The 17,703-nt window shown below is 32.5% G+C and carries 17 protein-coding genes; 7 read left to right on the top strand and 10 right to left on the bottom strand.

The genetic code is table 11. The features are described 5' to 3' along the window. Window positions 1–5 precede the first annotated feature (5 nt). The gene (locus tag P8625_RS10885) at window positions 6–410 is read right to left on the bottom strand and encodes a hypothetical protein (protein ID WP_279650486.1); all 405 of its coding nucleotides are present in this window, start codon (window positions 408–410) and stop codon (window positions 6–8) included. Between the two features lie 23 nt (window positions 411–433). After that, window positions 434–1,129, bottom strand: coding sequence for a hypothetical protein (locus P8625_RS10890; protein WP_279650487.1), 696 nt, complete (start codon window positions 1,127–1,129; stop codon window positions 434–436). Window positions 1,130–1,204: 75 nt separating this feature from the next. On the opposite strand from P8625_RS10890, the gene P8625_RS10895 reads away from it, so the two are divergent. The 4 genes from P8625_RS10895 (at window position 1,205) to P8625_RS10910 (ending at window position 5,224) form a co-directional block, all read left to right on the top strand. Further along, the gene (locus P8625_RS10895) at window positions 1,205–2,179 is read left to right on the top strand and encodes a LuxE/PaaK family acyltransferase (RefSeq protein ID WP_279650488.1); all 975 of its coding nucleotides are present in this window, start codon (window positions 1,205–1,207) and stop codon (window positions 2,177–2,179) included. A 127-nt stretch (window positions 2,180–2,306) separates the two neighbouring features. After that, window positions 2,307–2,765 carry a YHS domain-containing (seleno)protein gene (locus tag P8625_RS10900; RefSeq protein WP_279650489.1) on the top strand — a complete coding sequence of 153 codons (459 nt, stop codon included), beginning with the start codon at window positions 2,307–2,309 and terminating at the stop codon, window positions 2,763–2,765. Between the two features lie 220 nt (window positions 2,766–2,985). Continuing rightward, complete coding sequence (locus tag P8625_RS10905; RefSeq protein WP_279650490.1) at window positions 2,986–4,632, top strand: glycerol-3-phosphate dehydrogenase/oxidase; 1,647 nt, start codon at window positions 2,986–2,988, stop codon at window positions 4,630–4,632. A 100-nt stretch (window positions 4,633–4,732) separates the two neighbouring features. Further along, a complete protein-coding gene (locus P8625_RS10910) occupies window positions 4,733–5,224 on the top strand; it encodes a hypothetical protein (protein ID WP_279650491.1) in 492 nt (163 codons plus the stop codon). A gap of 279 nt (window positions 5,225–5,503) precedes the next feature. On the opposite strand, the gene P8625_RS10915 is transcribed toward P8625_RS10910, so the two are convergent. After that, window positions 5,504–6,376: a DMT family transporter gene (locus P8625_RS10915; protein ID WP_279650492.1), complete on the bottom strand. Its 873-nt coding sequence runs from the start codon at window positions 6,374–6,376 to the stop codon at window positions 5,504–5,506. An 89-nt stretch (window positions 6,377–6,465) separates the two neighbouring features. Between P8625_RS10915 and P8625_RS10920 the strand changes: the two genes are divergently transcribed. Both P8625_RS10920 and P8625_RS10925 read left to right on the top strand, forming a co-directional pair. Continuing rightward, the gene (locus tag P8625_RS10920) at window positions 6,466–7,062 is read left to right on the top strand and encodes a heavy-metal-associated domain-containing protein (protein WP_279650493.1); all 597 of its coding nucleotides are present in this window, start codon (window positions 6,466–6,468) and stop codon (window positions 7,060–7,062) included. An 89-nt stretch (window positions 7,063–7,151) separates the two neighbouring features. Beyond that, window positions 7,152–8,180 (top strand): COX15/CtaA family protein, encoded by a 1,029-nt coding sequence (locus tag P8625_RS10925; RefSeq protein WP_279650494.1) that lies wholly within the window; start codon window positions 7,152–7,154, stop codon window positions 8,178–8,180. A 567-nt stretch (window positions 8,181–8,747) separates the two neighbouring features. Here the strand turns inward: P8625_RS10925 and pckA are convergent. Together pckA and P8625_RS10935 are read right to left on the bottom strand one after the other, a co-directional pair. Then, window positions 8,748–10,376 (bottom strand): phosphoenolpyruvate carboxykinase (ATP), encoded by a 1,629-nt coding sequence (gene pckA / locus P8625_RS10930; RefSeq protein ID WP_279650495.1) that lies wholly within the window; start codon window positions 10,374–10,376, stop codon window positions 8,748–8,750. Window positions 10,377–10,407: 31 nt separating this feature from the next. After that, the gene (locus P8625_RS10935) at window positions 10,408–12,246 is read right to left on the bottom strand and encodes an SLC13 family permease (RefSeq protein ID WP_279650496.1); all 1,839 of its coding nucleotides are present in this window, start codon (window positions 12,244–12,246) and stop codon (window positions 10,408–10,410) included. A 519-nt stretch (window positions 12,247–12,765) separates the two neighbouring features. On the opposite strand from P8625_RS10935, the gene dinB reads away from it, so the two are divergent. After that, entirely contained in the window at window positions 12,766–13,848 is a 1,083-nt protein-coding gene (gene dinB / locus P8625_RS10940; RefSeq protein ID WP_279650497.1) for a DNA polymerase IV, read from the top strand. Here dinB and P8625_RS10945 read toward each other — a convergent pair. From P8625_RS10945 to rplU, 5 genes are all read right to left on the bottom strand, one after another. Beyond that, on the bottom strand, window positions 13,845–14,561 hold the full coding sequence (locus P8625_RS10945; protein WP_279650498.1) for a sensor histidine kinase: 717 nt from the start codon (window positions 14,559–14,561) through the stop codon (window positions 13,845–13,847). The two genes, dinB and P8625_RS10945, sit on opposite strands and share 4 nt — an antisense overlap. Window positions 14,562–14,680: 119 nt before the next feature. Continuing rightward, window positions 14,681–15,766, bottom strand: a complete 1,086-nt coding sequence (locus P8625_RS10950) for a tetratricopeptide repeat protein (protein ID WP_279650499.1) — start codon at window positions 15,764–15,766, stop codon at window positions 14,681–14,683. A gap of 9 nt (window positions 15,767–15,775) precedes the next feature. Further along, complete coding sequence (locus P8625_RS10955; RefSeq protein ID WP_279650500.1) at window positions 15,776–16,510, bottom strand: LytR/AlgR family response regulator transcription factor; 735 nt, start codon at window positions 16,508–16,510, stop codon at window positions 15,776–15,778. A 379-nt stretch (window positions 16,511–16,889) separates the two neighbouring features. Next, window positions 16,890–17,150: a 50S ribosomal protein L27 gene (gene rpmA / locus P8625_RS10960; RefSeq protein WP_028891690.1), complete on the bottom strand. Its 261-nt coding sequence runs from the start codon at window positions 17,148–17,150 to the stop codon at window positions 16,890–16,892. 21 nt (window positions 17,151–17,171) lie between these two features. Further along, entirely contained in the window at window positions 17,172–17,672 is a 501-nt protein-coding gene (gene rplU / locus P8625_RS10965; RefSeq protein WP_279650504.1) for a 50S ribosomal protein L21, read from the bottom strand. Window positions 17,673–17,703 lie beyond the last annotated feature (31 nt).

Consider the following 17,703-nt stretch of genomic DNA (forward strand, 5'->3'; position numbering starts at 1 on the left):
TGATGCTACAAATTTACAGGTATTACCACTTCTTCGTATACATCTTTTCCTTCTTCATTTTTACCTTTCCAAAACTTAAATACATAGTCTTCTTCTTGAAGTGCTTCTACAGGAAAAGCATATTCCTCTTGCCTTATCTCTTCTGTACAAGCATCTTTAAGTGCCACTATTGCTGTAGCGGCTACAATTCTGGTTGTATCTATTTTTTGATAATACAATCCGTTGAAAGTGTAGCAGCCATTTGGCAACGTATACTTTATTTTAATAGTATCTACTTCTCCAAATGTGAAACTTTCAGGAGTGGTCGCACTGTCTACCTTTAAAAACTCGTAACTAAAATTAGGACTGTCATCATTTAAACAAGAATAAAGCGTACAAACACTTACAAAAAGAATTAAATTTTTTTTCATACTACCATAAATTTTGGGGGTTATCAATATTTTAAAACAGGGTATCCGTTTTGGCAGGCTACGCCAATGGGTTTTGACGGGGTATCACATGTTGAAAAGATCCCCCATTTTATGTTATACAGCCTTTCTGCTTCGGTATATGCTGCCACTTTTTGTAAAAAATTTTCTGTATCAATCTCTGTTGAATAAGCGATATACCCTTTCGGTCCTCCACAAGTATTAGAACCATACGCTGTAAACGTCCAATTACTTGAATCTGTGCAAGAAACCCCGTAAACTAAATTCTGTATTTCAATAAATAAATCTAGTAGTTTTCTATGATCTTTTTCTTGTTCTGAAAGAACTCTTTTTACCACTAACTTTTCATCGGTTAACAGTTGTATTTGCCAATTGAAACTGCTAAGATAGCTCTGTGTTGAGACTTCAATTACTGTTTTATCAGAAGCTTTCCATGTTCCTTTTACATTAAAAAAAATCAATGGTGGTGTACCACACCAACCCGAAGTTCTTTCGATAAAGGTTCCATCTTCTTTAAAAGAGACTCCATATTCTTCATCTGGTAATGAGGTTAATCTTGTAAAGGTTAATTCCTCATTTTTAAACTGAGCTTTTGACCAATATCCAAGTAATAAATTATCAGAATTTATGATTGAGGTGCTGTCTTCAGTACAAGAAAAAAAACTAAAAATCGTAATAAAAAGGAGTATTATTTTCTTCATAATTTGTTCATTTATAAGTTAGATGAAAAAAAATTAGAGAGGTTGCGTTGAATACTCTTATTTTTGTATAAGTTTATGAAAAACATCATTTTTAACATACAATCGGCTAAAGATTTCGACAGTATTGCACTTCAGGTTTTTAAACACCAGTTTACCAACAACAAGGTATATCGCTCTTTTTGCGATTTATTGTATGTGCATCCTTCTGATGTAAAAGCTGTTGAAGAAATTCCGTTTTTACCTATTCAATTTTTTAAAACTCGAGAAGTCCTCTCTTCAACCGATACCATTCAAGAAACTTTTACAAGTTCAGGAACTACAGGAAGTACAACTAGCAAGCATTTGGTTAGCGATATATCTTGGTATGAAACCAGTTATATAAAAGGTTTTGAGCATTTTTATGGAAATATAGAAGACTATGTAGTACTCGCCTTGTTACCAAATTATTTAGAACGTAACGGTTCTTCTTTAATTTATATGGTGAACGATTTGATAAAACGTTCTAAACATTCTGAAAGTGGATTTTACCTCAACAATCTCGGCGAACTTGCTGAAAAACTCATACAGTTAGATACACAGCATAAAAAAGTACTACTTATAGGTGTTTCTTTTGCTTTATTAGATTTGATAGAACGCTATCAATTCAACCTATCTAATACTGTTATTATGGAAACTGGTGGCATGAAAGGAAGAAGAAAAGAACTAATTCGCAACGAATTACATGCGCTTTTATGTAATGGGTTTGGTGTAGATATGATTCATTCTGAATATGGAATGACCGAATTATTAAGCCAAGCGTATTCCAAAGGAAACGGTATTTTTAACTGTCCGCCTTGGATGCGAGTATTAACTCGCGATACTGAAGATGCATTAACTATATTGCCTGAGGGAAAATCGGGTGGAATGAATGTAATTGATTTAGCAAACTACAATTCTTGTTCTTTTATCGCTACACAAGATTTAGGAAAAGTGCACCAAGACAATAGCTTCGAAATTATTGGTCGCTTTGATAATTCTGACATACGTGGCTGTAATTTGATGGTTTTGTAGGTAACTAGTTTACATCATGAGGAATATAAACAACGTTTTTATGGTCTTTTAAAAAAGACAAACTTTAATTTTTTTCTCAAACTGTAATGTTCTTTATTTTTATCGACTATTCTTAAAATTATAAACAATGAAAAACTTTGTTACATTATTTTTAATAACGGCTTCTGCTGTATTGTATGCTCAAAAGACAGATTATAACACTGATAAAAAAGGGTTTGTAGCTCAAGGCTATGATGTTGTTTCTTATTTTACCAACAGCGAACCTGTTGAGGGTAAAAAAAAGTATCAAACAACCTATGATGAAGCAACGTTTGTGTTTTCTTCAGAAAAAAATTTAGCGCTCTTCAAAGAAAATCCGACAAAATATATTCCTCAATATGGCGGATATTGTGCGTATGCCATAGCGGCTAAAAAAACCAAAATGAACATCGATGCAGAATCTTATGAAATTAGAGATGGCAAATTGTACCTTTTTTACAGTTCTTGGTTTTCTAACAAGCTCGATGACTGGAAAAATGGTAATACTGAAAATTTACAAGTTCAAGGAGACAAAAATTGGGAAGAACTAAAACATCAAAATAACTAAAGACAAAATATTTCTATATACATTTTTGTTTTGCCTTTTATTAAAAGTAAATTCTCAAAAACTTAAAAAAGAGGCAGATATACATTGTAAAAAATGGAATCATTAATTTGATTTGAAAGTTGTAGAAGTAAAATTTTTATAAGAGCTGAAAAAAATTCAGCTCTTTTTTTATACCCATCATCTTTTTTTATACTTATTTTTGATTGATAAAAACAGTTCTATGAACAATTTCTCATCCTTCAATAGAAAAAACATTCAACAAGAATTACAAACAACCGAATTTGACATTCTCGTAATTGGTGGTGGCATTACGGGTGCAGGTATTGCTTTAGATGCAGCCTCTCGTGGAATGAAAGTCGCATTAATAGAAAAAAACGATTTTGCCTCAGGTACTTCTAGTAAATCAACCAAACTAATTCACGGTGGTTTACGCTACTTAAAACAGTTTGATTTTTGGTTGGTAAAAGAAGTAGGAACCGAGCGTGCTGTTGTTCATAAGCTAGCTCCGCACCTAGTAATTCCTGAAAAAATGATTTTACCATTGATTGAAGGTGGAACTTACGGTTCTTGGCTAACTTCTTTTGGTTTAAAGGTTTACGATATTTTAGCTTCTGTTGAAGGTGATGATAAACGTAAAATGCTCGATAAAACAGAAGCATTAAAAAAAGAACCTTTACTACCTGAAAGCATTCTTAAAGGTGCTGGTTTTTATGCCGAATATCGCACCGACGATGCTCGTTTAACGATTGAGGTGTTAAAAACCGCCAGCCAATACGATGCAAAAATACTTAATTACACTCAGGCTAATGGGTTTATTTATGAAAACAAACGTGTGGTAGGTGCCAAAGCAACCAATGTTTTTACAGGTGAAAGTTACAATATCAACGCAAAATATGTTGTAAATGCTGCAGGTCCTTGGGTAGATGAATTACGTCAAATAAACAATTCAAAAATTGGTAAAAGATTACATTTAACTAAAGGGGTTCACTTAGTGGTTCCGCACGAAAAACTACCTGTAAAGCAATCGGTGTATTTCGATATTCCAGATGGTCGTATGATGTTTGCTATTCCTCGCGGAAAAATTACCTATTTTGGAACTACGGATACCAATTACCAACAAGATAAAGATACTGTAGAAACCTCAATGGTAGACGCCTTGTATTTAATTGAGGCCGTAAATAACATGTTTCCTGAAATTCAATTAACTATTGATGATATCCAGTCATCTTGGGCAGGATTACGTCCGTTAATTCACGAAGAAGGAAAATCAGCTTCAGAATTGTCTCGAAAAGATGAAATTTTTATTTCTGACACCAAGTTAATTTCTATTGCTGGAGGTAAACTCACAGGCTATCGAAAAATGGCAGAACGTATTGTAGACATTGTTGCAAAAAAAATGAAACGTCGTTTTAATCTAGCTTTCGATTCTATTCAAACTGAAGAAATTGTATTGTCTGGAGGACCTTTTCAAAACTATAAATCTGTAAAATTGTATATCAATCAAATTTACAACCGTATAAAATTAGTTGGTTTTACCGAAAAAGATGCCAGCTATTTGGTACACAATTATGGTAAACAAACGGAACTTATTTTAAACAAGTTTGATGAATTAAGCGAAGAGAATATAGAAAAACGCTTGTTAAAAGCTGAGGTTTGGTTTACTGTTAAACATGAAATGGCTTGTACACCAACCGACTTTTTTATGCGTAGAACCGGTCGTTTATTTTTTGACAAGCCTAGTGTTGATGCATATAAAGACTTCGTTATACAAGAATTTGCAGCTTGTTTTAATTGGGATGAAAAAACCCTATCGAAATACGAAGAAGAACTCAACAAAAAAATTAATATCGCAGTAAATTTTAACTAGTTTTTTTATCTTATTAATAGTGTACTATTATATATTTGCCAACTGGGAAATTGACTACTAAATTTAAGATTTTGTATAATTAATTTTTTTGTATTTAATAATGAAGCAACTAGTTCTACTATTTTTTTTACTGACCAGTATTGTAGCGAAAAGTCAAACCAATATCATTACCAAATCAGATTTTAATGATATTAAAATAAACAATATTGCTCTAACAGATATAAAAAAAACCTTTGGAAAACAACCAAAATTAGAATCTTTACTAGGCCCTGCCAACTCTTATGAAGAAAACGGCTTTTATTACTATTTCAAGTTCAATGGTTTGAAGCTAGACTTTTCTATTTCAGGAAAAAAGCCTTACATAGAATCTTTAGATGTATTAACCAACGAATCTACTTTTACTATAAAAGGAAATACCGTAACTGTTGGAGACCCCATTAGTAAGTTAGGAGATGTTTCTTTTAGTACTGGTAGAAACGGTGCTAAAAGTATTTTATATGCCGAATGTGATGAGTGCAATATCTTTATTAATATTGCGTTCGATCAGGAAACTAATATGATTACAAAAATTAATTACTTTGATATGTCTTAACTAAGTTTCATTGTAAAAGATATTAAAATGCCCAGAAGCTATTTTTCTGGGCATTTTTATTTCTAGTATATGTGTGTTTGATGTATGGTAGTGTTGATTTAAAAAAATCCGAATAGGGGAGGAACCGTAAGGTTTAGCGGAAGTAAATCTCATGTGCACAAGTAGCTCTTAGTATTGAAATGTTTTATATATCACTCATACTTTATTCTATCAACATGAGACACTATTAATTTTAAGACTATTAAAACCCTAAAACTTATTCAAATTCAAATTTCGAAACTAACTTGACTTATTTGCCAACCAAACACCTAGTAAAATAATTCCAGTAGCTAATAACTGAATAATACTTAATTTTTCTCCATCAAGAATACCCCAAAAAACTGCTACAATAGGAATTAAATATGTTACAGATGAAGCAAATAAAGGCGATGACAAATGTATCATCTTATTAAATAATACTTTTGCCATTCCCGTGCCCACCACAGCCAGCACAGTTATATAACCTAATGCCGAAGCGGTTTCTGTAGTTACTTCAAAAGTTGAAAAAAATCCAGAAAATACCAAAACTATAAACGCAGGTATAATTAATAGCAAAAAATTACCTGTTGTAATTGCCAATGCATCTAAATCATATAAGTACTTTTTAATTATATTTACATTAAAGGCATACCCTATAGAGGCTATAAATATTAAAGTTGCATACCAATAGTTTTGATTCGGGTTCAATTCAGCGCCCTTTAGAATAAGTATCAAAGTGCCAACAAGCCCTATTAAAATACCAAAAAATTGTTTTCTTTTAAATGTAAAACCAAAAACCAAAGCTCCAAAAATAAAGGTGTTAAGTGGTGTTAATGAATTTAAAATAGCGGCTACAGAACTGTCTATATTACTTATGGCAAAAGCAAACAAAAATGAAGGAAAAAACGTTCCTACCGCAGCTGTTATTGCGACATATTTCCAATGTCTTTTTTGAATTCTTTTCAAGCTCTCACTACCAACTAGCAATAAAAAAATGGCTGTAATTAGCATTCGTAATGCGCCTACTTGAACAGGGCTTAATCCGACTAATGCCTTTTTCATTAAAATAAAAGAGCTCCCCCAAACCAGTGAAAGCACTACTAAATACAGCCATTTTCTTTGTTGGTTGTTCATTATCAATCAATTTAAGCGCAAAAATCGTCTATTTTTAATTTTGTTTTTGATTTTATTGATAAATTTGCGGAATAACTTAATAAATAAAAATGATGAATTTTCAGAAAATAGTAGTTGCTTTAACTTTGGTAAGTTTTTTAGCTGTTGGATGTAACAATGAAGCAAAAAAAGAAGAAACTCCACAAAATCAAGAGGTAGCTGCAAATATACAAGAAGCTAGTTTTGCTATCTCAGGAATGACTTGTGAGATTGGCTGTGCTAAAAAAATAGCTTCAGATTTAAATAAAAAAGAGGGTGTTTTAGAAGCTAACGTAGTGTTTAACGATAGCATTGCTAATGTGAAGTTTGATGCCAACAAAACAAACAAAGCAGAGTTAATGGCATTTGTTGATGGTATTGGAGATAACATGTATAAAACCAGTAAAATTTGCGAAAAAGATTGTAAAAAAGAATGTGGAGCAAAAACAGATGCTGAAGCTAAGGCTTGTAAAACCAACTGTAAAATGCCTTGTTGCAACACTGAATTAGCGAGTAAAAAGTGTGAAATGAAATGTTGTGCAGATAAAACAGATGCTGAAAAAGCAAACTGTGAAATGGAGTGTTGTGAAAAAAATACAACAACTGAAAAAAGCGCTTGTAAAAAAGACTGTACGATGGCTTGCTGTGCCGAAACCAAAAAAGCATAATTTATATTTATTTTAAACAAAAGGCTTCTCAATTGGGAAGCCTTTTGTTTTATAGGCTTGTTGTATCTTTGCCTAAACTTTGAAACTAGATGAAAAAACACTTTCCTCTTATTGTAAAAATCTCGTTAATTGCTGTATATGTTATTTTTTTAGCGGGTTCTGTTGTTCGTATGACAGGGTCGGGAATGGGATGCCCTGACTGGCCAAAATGTTTTGGATACATCATTCCGCCTACTTCGGAAGAACAAATTACTTGGCAGCCTAATTCTGAATATAAAGAAGGAATGATTATCGTAAAAGATGAGGCCTTATTTGTTGCGGAAAATGATATAAAAACGACTCAAGAATTTAATATCGCCAACTGGAAAAAGTATACAAAACACGACTATGCCAAATTTAACAAATATCATACGTGGACGGAATACATCAACCGATTGGCTTCAGTATTAGCTGGAATTCCGTTTCTATTTTTAATTGTTATCTCACTTAAATTTTGGAAAGAAAACAAACAAATTACGCTGTTATCGTTCGGAGCTTTCTTTTTACTATTATTAGAAGCTTGGCTAGGTAAAATCGTGGTAGATTCTAATTTGAAACCAACTGTCATCACCATTCACATGGTGGGTGGTTTGGTGATTATTGCACTACTATTATGGTTACTTTACATCGTCTCTGACCAAAAGAAAGCATTTTATACATACAATTCATTATTTAGTAAATTAGTGATTCTTTCAGCTATATTTTCACTAATACAAATTGCTTTAGGCACGCAAGTACGTCAATTTATTGATGAGCAAGTAAAACTACACGGCTTTGAAAACAAACAGTATAGTTTAATGGATCCGAATTTAAAATTTTATATACATCGCTCATTTACTATTGCTATTGTATTGGTTAACTTAGGGCTACTGTACCTAAATCAGGTGAAAAACTTGGGGTATAAACTGGTAAACTGGATTGTTGCTTTAATTTTCTTAGAAACCATTACAGGTATTTTAATGTATTATGCTGAATTCCCATTAGGAACACAAGCGGTACACTTATTATCGGGTGCTCTTTTATTTGGGCTACAATTTTATTTGTGGTTGCAATCGAGGAGGGTTAATGAGTTAATGTAGCAATGTAGCAATGCGATGGCTGTTTTTAATTAGGTTTAGCAATCTTAGTTAAGCAATATAGTAACTTTTTAACTTGATTTCTGGATAAAACATCAAATTGGGTTCACTAAAAATCAATAGTGTCTCATGTCGATATCGGGAAGTCTGTGTGATGCGGCATCTTAATATTATGAGTTACTTGTTTCAAAGAGGTTCCTCCCTCTGGTAGGAATGACGCATTTAAATGGATTCTACAGGTAAAAACATTAAAATCAACGCTACTATGATACTTTTTAATTTTAATGTTTTAAACGCTTTTATATCGAATATGTTTAGAAATTATCTATCAAAAGAATTTCTAGATTTAGTTTTCTATAATCGATTTGTTTAGTTAAAAAAGTGTTTTTCAGTTCCCTTGGTATTGTTTATTCAAATGCAATGTTTAAGACAACCCACTGGGATTTCATCTTTTTAGGTTCAACCATTATTATCATAGGCCTTAACTAAGAGTAATATTTAACATTCTAAAAAGAGAAAAGGAGCTTGTTTTTTAGCTCCCTTTCTATTACTTAAAATTTAAACATCCTGTTACATATGATCGTCTAAGTGATGGTGTTCATCAATTAACGGACCACCTTCCATAATTTCTTCTGAAGCTTGGTTTGCAAACTTCTCGAAGTTTAAGTGGAACGAGTGTGCTAAGTTAATCGCTTTACTAATGTAGGCTCCTTTTTGTAACCAAGTATTCATTGGATCTAACATTTCAGTTGGAACATTAGGACAGTATTTTGGCATGAACAATCCAAAAATAGGGTGCTGTTCAAATTCAACATCTTCCAATTTTCCTTCCAAGATAGCACTAATCATTGCTCTGGTGTATTTAAGCTTAATTCTAGAACCAACACCGTAAGGTCCGCCAGACCATCCTGTATTAATTAACCATACATTAACCCCAGCTTCTTGCATTTTTTTGCTTAACATTTCAGCATATACTGTTGGATGTAATGGCATAAATGGCGCACCAAAACATGCTGAGAATGATGGTACTGGTTCGGTAATACCAGCCTCTGTACCTGCCACTTTAGCAGTATAACCAGAAATAAAATGGTAAGCCGCTTGTCCTGGTGTTAATTTAGAAACCGGAGGCAATACACCAAATGCATCACAAGTTAAGAAGAAGATGTTCTTAGGATTGTCTGCATAAGACGGTTGCTGAATGTTATCGATGTGATAAATAGGATAGCTTACACGTGTATTTTGTGTGATGCTTGCATCTTCAAAGTCAACCTCATTATCTTCATTAAAAATAACATTTTCTAAGATGGCACCAGGCTTAATAGCTCTAAAGATGTCTGGTTCTTTTTCTTCTGTTAGGTCAATAACCTTAGCGTAACAACCTCCTTCAAAGTTAAAGATTACGTCTTCTGAAGTCCAACCATGCTCGTCATCACCAATTAATTTTCTGTCTGGGTCGGCAGATAAGGTTGTTTTTCCAGTTCCTGATAATCCAAAGAAAATAGCAGTATCACCATCTTCACCAACGTTAGCAGAACAGTGCATTGGTAACACGTTTTTGTCGGTAGGTAAAATCATGTTTAGGGCAGAGAAAATACCTTTTTTCATCTCTCCTGTGTAAGCAGAACCACCTACTAAAGCTACTTTTTTAGTAAAGTTCAATATAGAAAAGTTACCTTGGCGGATTCCATGACCTTCTGGATCTGGACATACATAACCAGGCGCACAAAGAATTAACCAGTCTTCATCAAAGTTTTCTAATTCTGATTCTTCAGGACGTAAGAACATGTTGTAAATAAACATATTAGACCAAGGGTACTCTGTTACTGTTCTTACGTTAAGTCTGTATTTTGGATCTGCACAAACGTAACCATCTCTTACAAAGATTTCTTTACCAGAAAGATAGTCTTCAATTGCAGTTTGTAATTTATCAAAATTTTCTGGTGAAACGGGTTTGTTCACTTTTCCCCACCAAACTTTATCTTTAGTATAATCGTCTTTCACTAAAAAACGATCTTGTGGCGAACGTCCAGTAAATTTACCTGTATTAATGGCTAAAGTACCATTTTTAGTTTCTTTACCCATACCTTTTTCAAGAGTAATGCGTTGTAATTCTTCTGGAGAAAGATTCCAATGTGCAGTAACATCTTTTAATCCATACTTCTCTAAATTTCCATTCTTTGGAACAATTGTATTTTTCATGTTTAATTAATTTGTGGTTTATTATAATTTTTTAAAATGGCCATATTATAGGAACTAGTAGTAGGGTTACTACTAAAAAAATAAATAACAAGGGTGCTCCTACCTTTAAATAGTCTATAAATTTGTATCCTCCTGCACTCATAACCATAGCATTTGTTGTCGTGCCCACAGGGGTTAAAAACGCCGTGGAGGCACTAATAGCAACTACAATCATAAAGGGTTCTGGAGAAATTTGTAAGGTTCGAGCAGCTATGATTGCTATAGGCGCCATCAAGACCGCTGTTGCCGAGTTATTGATAACCTGACTAAAGGCTGTGGTTAGCACAAAGATACCTCCCAAAAGTAAGACAGGGTTTGCCTGACCTAAGTACGTAACTAGGTTACTCGCAATCATTTGTGCCGTTCCTGTTTTTTGAAGGGCTACTCCCATAGGTATCATGGCAGCAATCATAATTACGCTGCTCCAACTTACCGCTTTATAGGCTTTAGATGCTGGTATGCAACCTGTTAAAACTACAATACCTGCGGCTATCAAAGCTGCTATAGAACCAGGAACAATTTTAAATAACAACAGACCAATCATCAATAGTAAAGCTCCTAAACTTATATACGATTTTGTGGTTAAGTTCTCTACATCTTTAGCCATTCCTTCTGGACTACCTACAATTACTAGGTTTTCGTGCTGCTTTTTTAATCCATCTATACTTTCCCAAGTACCTCGAATGATAAAACCATCACCTGCCTTTACTTCAATTTCTGGTTCTAAATAGGGCTTGTTGTTTCTTGAGGCAGCTAATAATTGTACCCCAAAGCGTTTAAAGTAATTACCTAATCTAATTTTTCTACCCACTAAAAATGATTTTGGTGTAACCAACATCTCAGTCATTCCTACCTCTTGATTGATAAGGTTGTGTTTTAACTCGTCCGTAATGGGTTCTAAGGGTAATAAGCCTAATCTAAAGTGAATCATCAATCGGTTTACAGCATCCGTTTCACCTTTTATTGTAATGATATCGTGATAGCGTAAATCGGTTTCTGGCGTTGGAAACTCAATAAATGGTTCCGTTCCTTTAAATCGATTAGGGTGTCTTCTTTTTAATCGGATAACTTGTACATTATATTCACGTTCAAAATCCCAATCGGCAAAAGTGGTATTGATTAAAGGTGACAAGGAACGGATACGCAAGCGGTAATAGTTATCTTCAATTTTGTAAGCTTCAATCCAATTATGAATGGTAGAAGCAATATCTACAGGTTTGTTATTGGTGTGATTTTTAGGTAAGAGTTTTTTTCCAAAAAATCTAAAATAAACAAGGGTAATGATGAGCAAAGGTAAACCAATTAATCCGAACTCAAAGAATGAAAAACCCTCAAGACCCGTTTCTTCTAAAGCATTGCTAACAATAATGTTTGGTGGTGTTCCTGTTAAAGTCAATAGTCCGCCTGTGTTAGAACCAAAAGCTACTGGCATTAATAATTGTGATGGAAAAACACCCATTTTCCAAGCAGAAGAAATGGTTACAGGAAGTAGTGTTGCTACCGTTCCTGTATTACTCACAAATCCTGACAAAACTCCAGATCCTGCAGTAATAATCATTAATAATTTAGAAACGCTATTTCCAGACCATTGCACAAATTTTTTACCTGCTTGTGCTGTCCATCCTGTTTGTGAAAGGCCTTCCCCAATAATAAATAAAGCGGCAATCATAACCACCGTAGGGTTGCTAAAACCACTTAGCGTTTCTTTGGCATCTAAAACACCCCAAACATACAAGCTAATCATAGATAATAAAGCCACCATATCGGGTGAATATTTACCCCAAATAAATAGGGCTATTGTAATGATTAATATGGCTAGCATAACATACATAATGCTTCTGTTTTTAGATATGTAAAGATAGTATGAAACAAAGAATTTGATTTATGACTTTTGTCATTTTTTCATATAACGTGTTGTTTTTTAGAATATTTCATAATAATAACAAAATAATTCCGATTTATTTTTACTAAAACGTAATAGCAATGATAAATTCTAACAAATTCATCTACTCTATTATATTTATAGTTTTAGCGATTTAAGGTGGTGACTTAATATTGAAAATAAAATACGTTATTTACGTCTTAGGAAGCATATCATAATTGTTAAAAAGTTAAGATTGCACACTAGAATATCAAACCAAAATTATGTTCTTTTTGTAAAAATTACCTATTTGGCAATAGTCGTTTGTAAAGTGTTGTTTTTACTTCACCTTACACTTAATAAAGTAGGATGGTTTAAAAATTGTATTTTTATATTGAAATCCTATTTACTTTTGTAATTATTTTCATTGAATCATCTTTAGCTAAAACGTTTTTAGTACTTGTTGCTTTTTATAAAAAACACTTTTACATGCAGTTACAGCCTCCTTTTCGTAAAATTATTCATGTTGATATGGATGCTTTTTATGCGTCGGTTGAGCAGTTGGATAATCCAGAGTTACGAGGAAAACCCGTTGCTGTAGGTGGTAGTGAGGTACGAGGAGTTGTTTCTGCTGCTAGTTACGAAGCTAGAAAATTTGGAGTGCGTTCTGCCATGAGTGGTGTGCTGGCAAAACAAAAATGCCCGCATATTATATTTGTTCCGCCAAGATTTGACCGTTACAAGGAAATTTCTGCTAAAATTAGAAAGATTTTTTATGAATATACAGATTTGGTAGAACCTTTATCGTTGGATGAAGCATATTTGGATGTTACTGAAAACAAAAAAGCAAATCCATCAGCTAGTATGATTGCTCAAGAGATTCGCCAGCGAATATGGGAGGAGTTAGAGTTACGCGCTTCGGCAGGAATATCTATTAATAAATTTATTGCTAAAGTTGCTTCTGATATTAACAAACCAAACGGACAGAAAACAATTAACCCAGAAGAAGTTCTTGAGTTTTTAGAACAACTCCCTGTAAATAAGTTTTATGGAGTAGGTAAGGTAACCGCTGCTAAAATGCATAATCTAGGTATTTTTACTGGATTAGATTTAAAGCAAAAATCATTAGAAGAGCTTTCTAAATTATTTGGAAAGTCTGGGGTGCATTATTACCATATTGTTCGAGGTATTCATAATTCTTCAGTAAAACCAAATCGTATTCGAAAATCGATTGCTGCCGAAACTACCTTTAGAGAAAATTTATCTTCTGAGGTTTTTATGTTAGAGCGACTTGATAAAATTGCTGATGAATTAGAGCGTCGCATGAAAAAATCGAACACCAAAGGAAAAACAGTAACCTTAAAAATTAAATACAGCGATTTTACGCAACAAACTCGTAGTAAAACTACCAACCGCTATCTTCAACTAAAAAAAGACTTTTATCCTATCGTAAAAGAGTTATTGTACCAAGATACTCTTAATAATTCTGTTCGCTTATTAGGAATTTCATTTAGTAATTTGAATACCGAAAGAAAAGCGCCTGTTTGGGTACAGTTGCGATTTGATTTTTAAAGTATCGGGATTTTCAACGACACTTTGGTTCCTTTCGGGTTTCCTTCTTCGTCAATTATATCTGTGTAAATTAATGAATAATTATTTGCATACTGATTGGCAAAGTTTCGTAATCTTTCTTTCGTTAAATTTATACCTATAGACTTACGGTTCAGTGATTTGTTTTTTCTAATTTTCATAGCAGCATCTCTACCAATTCCATTATCAACAATATCAATTTGTATAAATTCATCTGCTATTTTTGTGACTTTTACTAAAACTTCTTTTTCTCCTTTTTTTGATGAAAGTCCGTGCCAAATAGAATTTTCTAAAAAAGGTTGTAAGATTAGAGGCGGTACCTTTATTCTTTCTACATTAATACTAGGGTCTACTTCTTCTACATAATTAACCTCATTCGATAATCGAATATTTTCAATGCTCATGTAAAGATTCATGGTTTTTAACTCTTCACTTAAAGTTACCTCTTTTACTGTTGACGATTCTAAAATACTCCGAATTAATTTAGAGAACTTGTTTAAATAATATACTGCATTTCTCTGCTCATTGTTAATAATATAAAGTTTAATAGAGTTTAAAGCATTAAATACAAAGTGCGGATTCATTTGAATTCGTAATGCTTCTTGTTCTAACAATAATATTTTCTTTTCATTATTCAACAAACGTTGCCTGTAAATAGAATACAGTAATACCCCTAATAACGCTATAGAAACCAATGCTATGATTAATATGTTTCTATTTCGTAAGAGTTTTAACTTGGCTATTTCGTTTTCTTTTGCTAAGCTTTTTATTTTGTTTCTACTTACCTCATTATCGTATTTATTAATAAGGTTATTTACATAAGATATGTTTTTGTTATTAAACGTTTTACGTTCTCCTTCAATAGCTTTCTTATAAAAGTTATACGCTTTCTCGTAATCCTTTTTTTCTCGTACAGCTGAGACAAATACAAGTTAGATTGGTTAACTTCTGATGGAATTTTATGTTTTGTAGCTACCTCTAAGCCTTTTTCTAAATATTTTTTTGCTTTATCTAAGCTATCTAATTTCAATTGTACATTACCAAACGTAATATATACATCGGAAGTGTAATACTGATCTCCTATTTTTTCTGAAAGGGGCAGTACTTCACTTATATAGTTGTAAGCTTTATGATACTTACCTTGTAACAACAATACATTAGCAATACTGTTATGGCAAATAACTTTTCCTATACTTGAATTAGTCTCTATGTTATATTGTAAAGATTTTTTGTAATGCTCTAGCGCAGCATCAATATCTCCCAAGTTTTGAAAGGCTAAGCCCATGTTTTGATAGTTAATGGCTAAGCCTCTTTTATCGCCTGTTTTTTTTTGTATTAGAATTGATTTTTTAAACTTTTCTAATGCTAGCTGATATTGCTTAAGAGCCAAGTAAATATTACCAATGCTATTGTTTGATATACTTATGCTTATTTTAGTATCAATGTCAGGAAACTTAATTTTATCGGCTAATTCTAGTGCCATTTGATGGTAGTTCAAAGCACTTCTAATTTTGTCTTGTCTTCGATATACAACTCCTATTTGGTTTAGGGTAACTATTTCTGCGTTAATATCTTTGATTTTTCTTGACAGTTCTAGAGCCTTTAAATAATTATCAATAGATTTATCAAATAAAGAGTTGTTTCTGTAATGCCTACCTAATAAGTTATAAGCATAAATTTGCGCAGGTTCGAATTTGTTTTTTTTACTTTCTTCTAAAAAAAGATTTATTTCTTCTTTCTCTAATTTTCCGAATTTAAAAAAACGACACAGCTCATAATAATTTTCTATTTTCTTCTTTTTTGCTTCATAAATCAAACTATTTATACTTGTCTTATCTTCTTGTGCATAACAAGAAAATACTGCATAAAAGAAAATAGTTATTACTACAAGTTGTTTCATGCTATGAGTTTAAAGTTTTTCTAAAAAATCTGATTTTCTTTGTCTCGATACTGGAATTTTATGGTTGTTTTCTAGCACCACGTAGCCATCAGACTTTAAAAATTCTTTAATTTTATTTAAATTAATAATGAAGGAATTGTGTATTCTAAAAAAATGGTCGTCAGGAAGTAAAGAATCAATTTCCTTTAATTTTTTAGTTACTACTATTTTTTTATTAGAACCTGTGGTAACTATTGTTGAATAGTTACCATCTGACTCGACAAATAAAATCTCTTCTTGAGACAAGAAAACTAATTTTCCGTCGGTACTAATTGTAATTTTTCGTCTATTAAATTTTTTATTAAAGCTCGACAAGATTTTTTCTACCTTCTCTGTATTGTCTTTGTTATGATATTCTTTAACCCTTTGTATGGTTTCTTTTAAATCATCTGAATCAATAGGCTTTAAAAGATAATCTATTGCTTGATTTTTAAGTGCCTTAATTGCATATTCATTGTATGCAGTTGTAATGATTATAGCAAAATCTTTATGCTGTAATTTTTCTAATAACTGAAAACCATCCATCGTTGGCATTTCTATGTCTAAAAAAAGACAATCAATGATGTTTTCGTTAATATATTTAATCGCCTTTTCTGCCTCGGTAAAGGTTTCTATGATTTCTATATCATCACTAAAAGTTGAAAGTTCCCAAGAAAGTCCTTGTATTGCTTTCGGTTCATCGTCAACGATAACTGCTTTTAACATTTTATATACATTTACACCAAATGTAACAGATAATATCTTAAAAATAAAATATGATTGAATATTGATTTAGTTTAAAAAAAAGCGAAAAACACTCAACAAACATAAATTTTTACCATTTACACAAAAAAATGAACCAGTTATACATATCTCACTATTGAAAAGGGTTTTTTGTTTCATATTTGTGGTGTAATACACAAGGGGAATCATATTGATAAATTGGGGGATTAATCAATAATGATATTAAGTTATGAAACACCACTCTAGAACATAGAGTGGTGTTTTTTTATATAAAATCTAAGGCTTCTTTATTTTTATAGAAATAAAAAAAGCTCAAACCATGTAGGTTTGAGCTTTAAATTTTATCGAATCAGTTAGTTTCTTAAGCCTCAAATGGAGTTACAGAAACGTATGATTTGTTATCTCTTTTCTTTTGGAATTTTACAACACCATCTACTTTCGCATGTAAAGTATGATCTTTACCCATATAAACATTTTCACCTGGGTTGTGTTGCGTTCCTCTTTGACGAACAATAATGTTACCTGCAATAGCAGCTTGTCCTCCAAAAATCTTTACTCCTAATCGTTTCGATTCCGATTCACGACCGTTTTTCGAACTACCGACACCTTTCTTATGAGCCATCTTTGTAAGTTTTTAAAGTTATTATTTACTTAATGCTTCAATTAATTCTGCTTTCTTTAAAGAAGTGTATCCTGTGATACCTCTTTCTTTAGCCAATGCTTTTAATTCAGCTACAGTCATTGAACTTAAATCCTTCGACTCTTCTTTTACCTCAACTTTTTCAGCTTTAGGAGCTTCTTTTTTAGTTGATTCTTTTGCCTTTTTAGCACCTGAAGTTGTAATTCCTTCGATTTGGATTTCAGTTAAATACTGTCTGTGTCCATTTTTCTTTTTGTAACCTTTTCTTCTCTTTTTCTTGAAAACGATTACTTTATCACCTTTTAAGTGACCTAAAATCTTTGCAGTTACTCCTGCACCTTCTATAGCTGGGGCGCCAATAGTTACATTACCCTCATCTTCAATTAGCATTACATTATCAAAAGTTACTTCTGATCCTTCTGCCTCTTGTAAACGGTGTACGTATACTTTTTGGTCTTTTGCTACTTTAAATTGCTGCCCTGCTATCTCTACGATTGCGTACATACTATTTGTTTTGCGTTTATACTTAAATTGG

It is taken from the genome of Tenacibaculum tangerinum (assembly GCF_029853675.1).
Taxonomy (GTDB): domain Bacteria; phylum Bacteroidota; class Bacteroidia; order Flavobacteriales; family Flavobacteriaceae; genus Polaribacter; species Polaribacter tangerinum_A.

Excerpts from the sequence above, each read along its gene's own strand:
- P8625_RS10885 (WP_279650486.1), bottom strand. The coding sequence starts at position 410 with ATGAAAAAAAATTTAATTCTTTTTGTAAGTGTTTGTACGCTTTATTCT.
- P8625_RS10890 (WP_279650487.1), bottom strand. The coding sequence starts at position 1,129 with ATGAAGAAAATAATACTCCTTTTTATTACGATTTTTAGTTTTTTTTCT.
- P8625_RS10895 (WP_279650488.1), top strand. The coding sequence starts at position 1,205 with ATGAAAAACATCATTTTTAACATACAATCGGCTAAAGATTTCGACAGT.
- P8625_RS10900 (WP_279650489.1), top strand. The coding sequence starts at position 2,307 with ATGAAAAACTTTGTTACATTATTTTTAATAACGGCTTCTGCTGTATTG.
- P8625_RS10905 (WP_279650490.1), top strand. The coding sequence starts at position 2,986 with ATGAACAATTTCTCATCCTTCAATAGAAAAAACATTCAACAAGAATTA.
- P8625_RS10910 (WP_279650491.1), top strand. The coding sequence starts at position 4,733 with ATGAAGCAACTAGTTCTACTATTTTTTTTACTGACCAGTATTGTAGCG.
- P8625_RS10915 (WP_279650492.1), bottom strand. The coding sequence starts at position 6,376 with ATGAACAACCAACAAAGAAAATGGCTGTATTTAGTAGTGCTTTCACTG.
- P8625_RS10920 (WP_279650493.1), top strand. The coding sequence starts at position 6,466 with ATGATGAATTTTCAGAAAATAGTAGTTGCTTTAACTTTGGTAAGTTTT.
- P8625_RS10925 (WP_279650494.1), top strand. The coding sequence starts at position 7,152 with ATGAAAAAACACTTTCCTCTTATTGTAAAAATCTCGTTAATTGCTGTA.
- pckA (WP_279650495.1), bottom strand. The coding sequence starts at position 10,376 with ATGAAAAATACAATTGTTCCAAAGAATGGAAATTTAGAGAAGTATGGA.
- P8625_RS10935 (WP_279650496.1), bottom strand. The coding sequence starts at position 12,246 with ATGTATGTTATGCTAGCCATATTAATCATTACAATAGCCCTATTTATT.
- dinB (WP_279650497.1), top strand. The coding sequence starts at position 12,766 with ATGCAGTTACAGCCTCCTTTTCGTAAAATTATTCATGTTGATATGGAT.
- P8625_RS10950 (WP_279650499.1), bottom strand. The coding sequence starts at position 15,766 with ATGAAACAACTTGTAGTAATAACTATTTTCTTTTATGCAGTATTTTCT.
- P8625_RS10955 (WP_279650500.1), bottom strand. The coding sequence starts at position 16,510 with ATGTTAAAAGCAGTTATCGTTGACGATGAACCGAAAGCAATACAAGGA.
- rpmA (WP_028891690.1), bottom strand. The coding sequence starts at position 17,150 with ATGGCTCATAAGAAAGGTGTCGGTAGTTCGAAAAACGGTCGTGAATCG.
- rplU (WP_279650504.1), bottom strand. The coding sequence starts at position 17,672 with ATGTACGCAATCGTAGAGATAGCAGGGCAGCAATTTAAAGTAGCAAAA.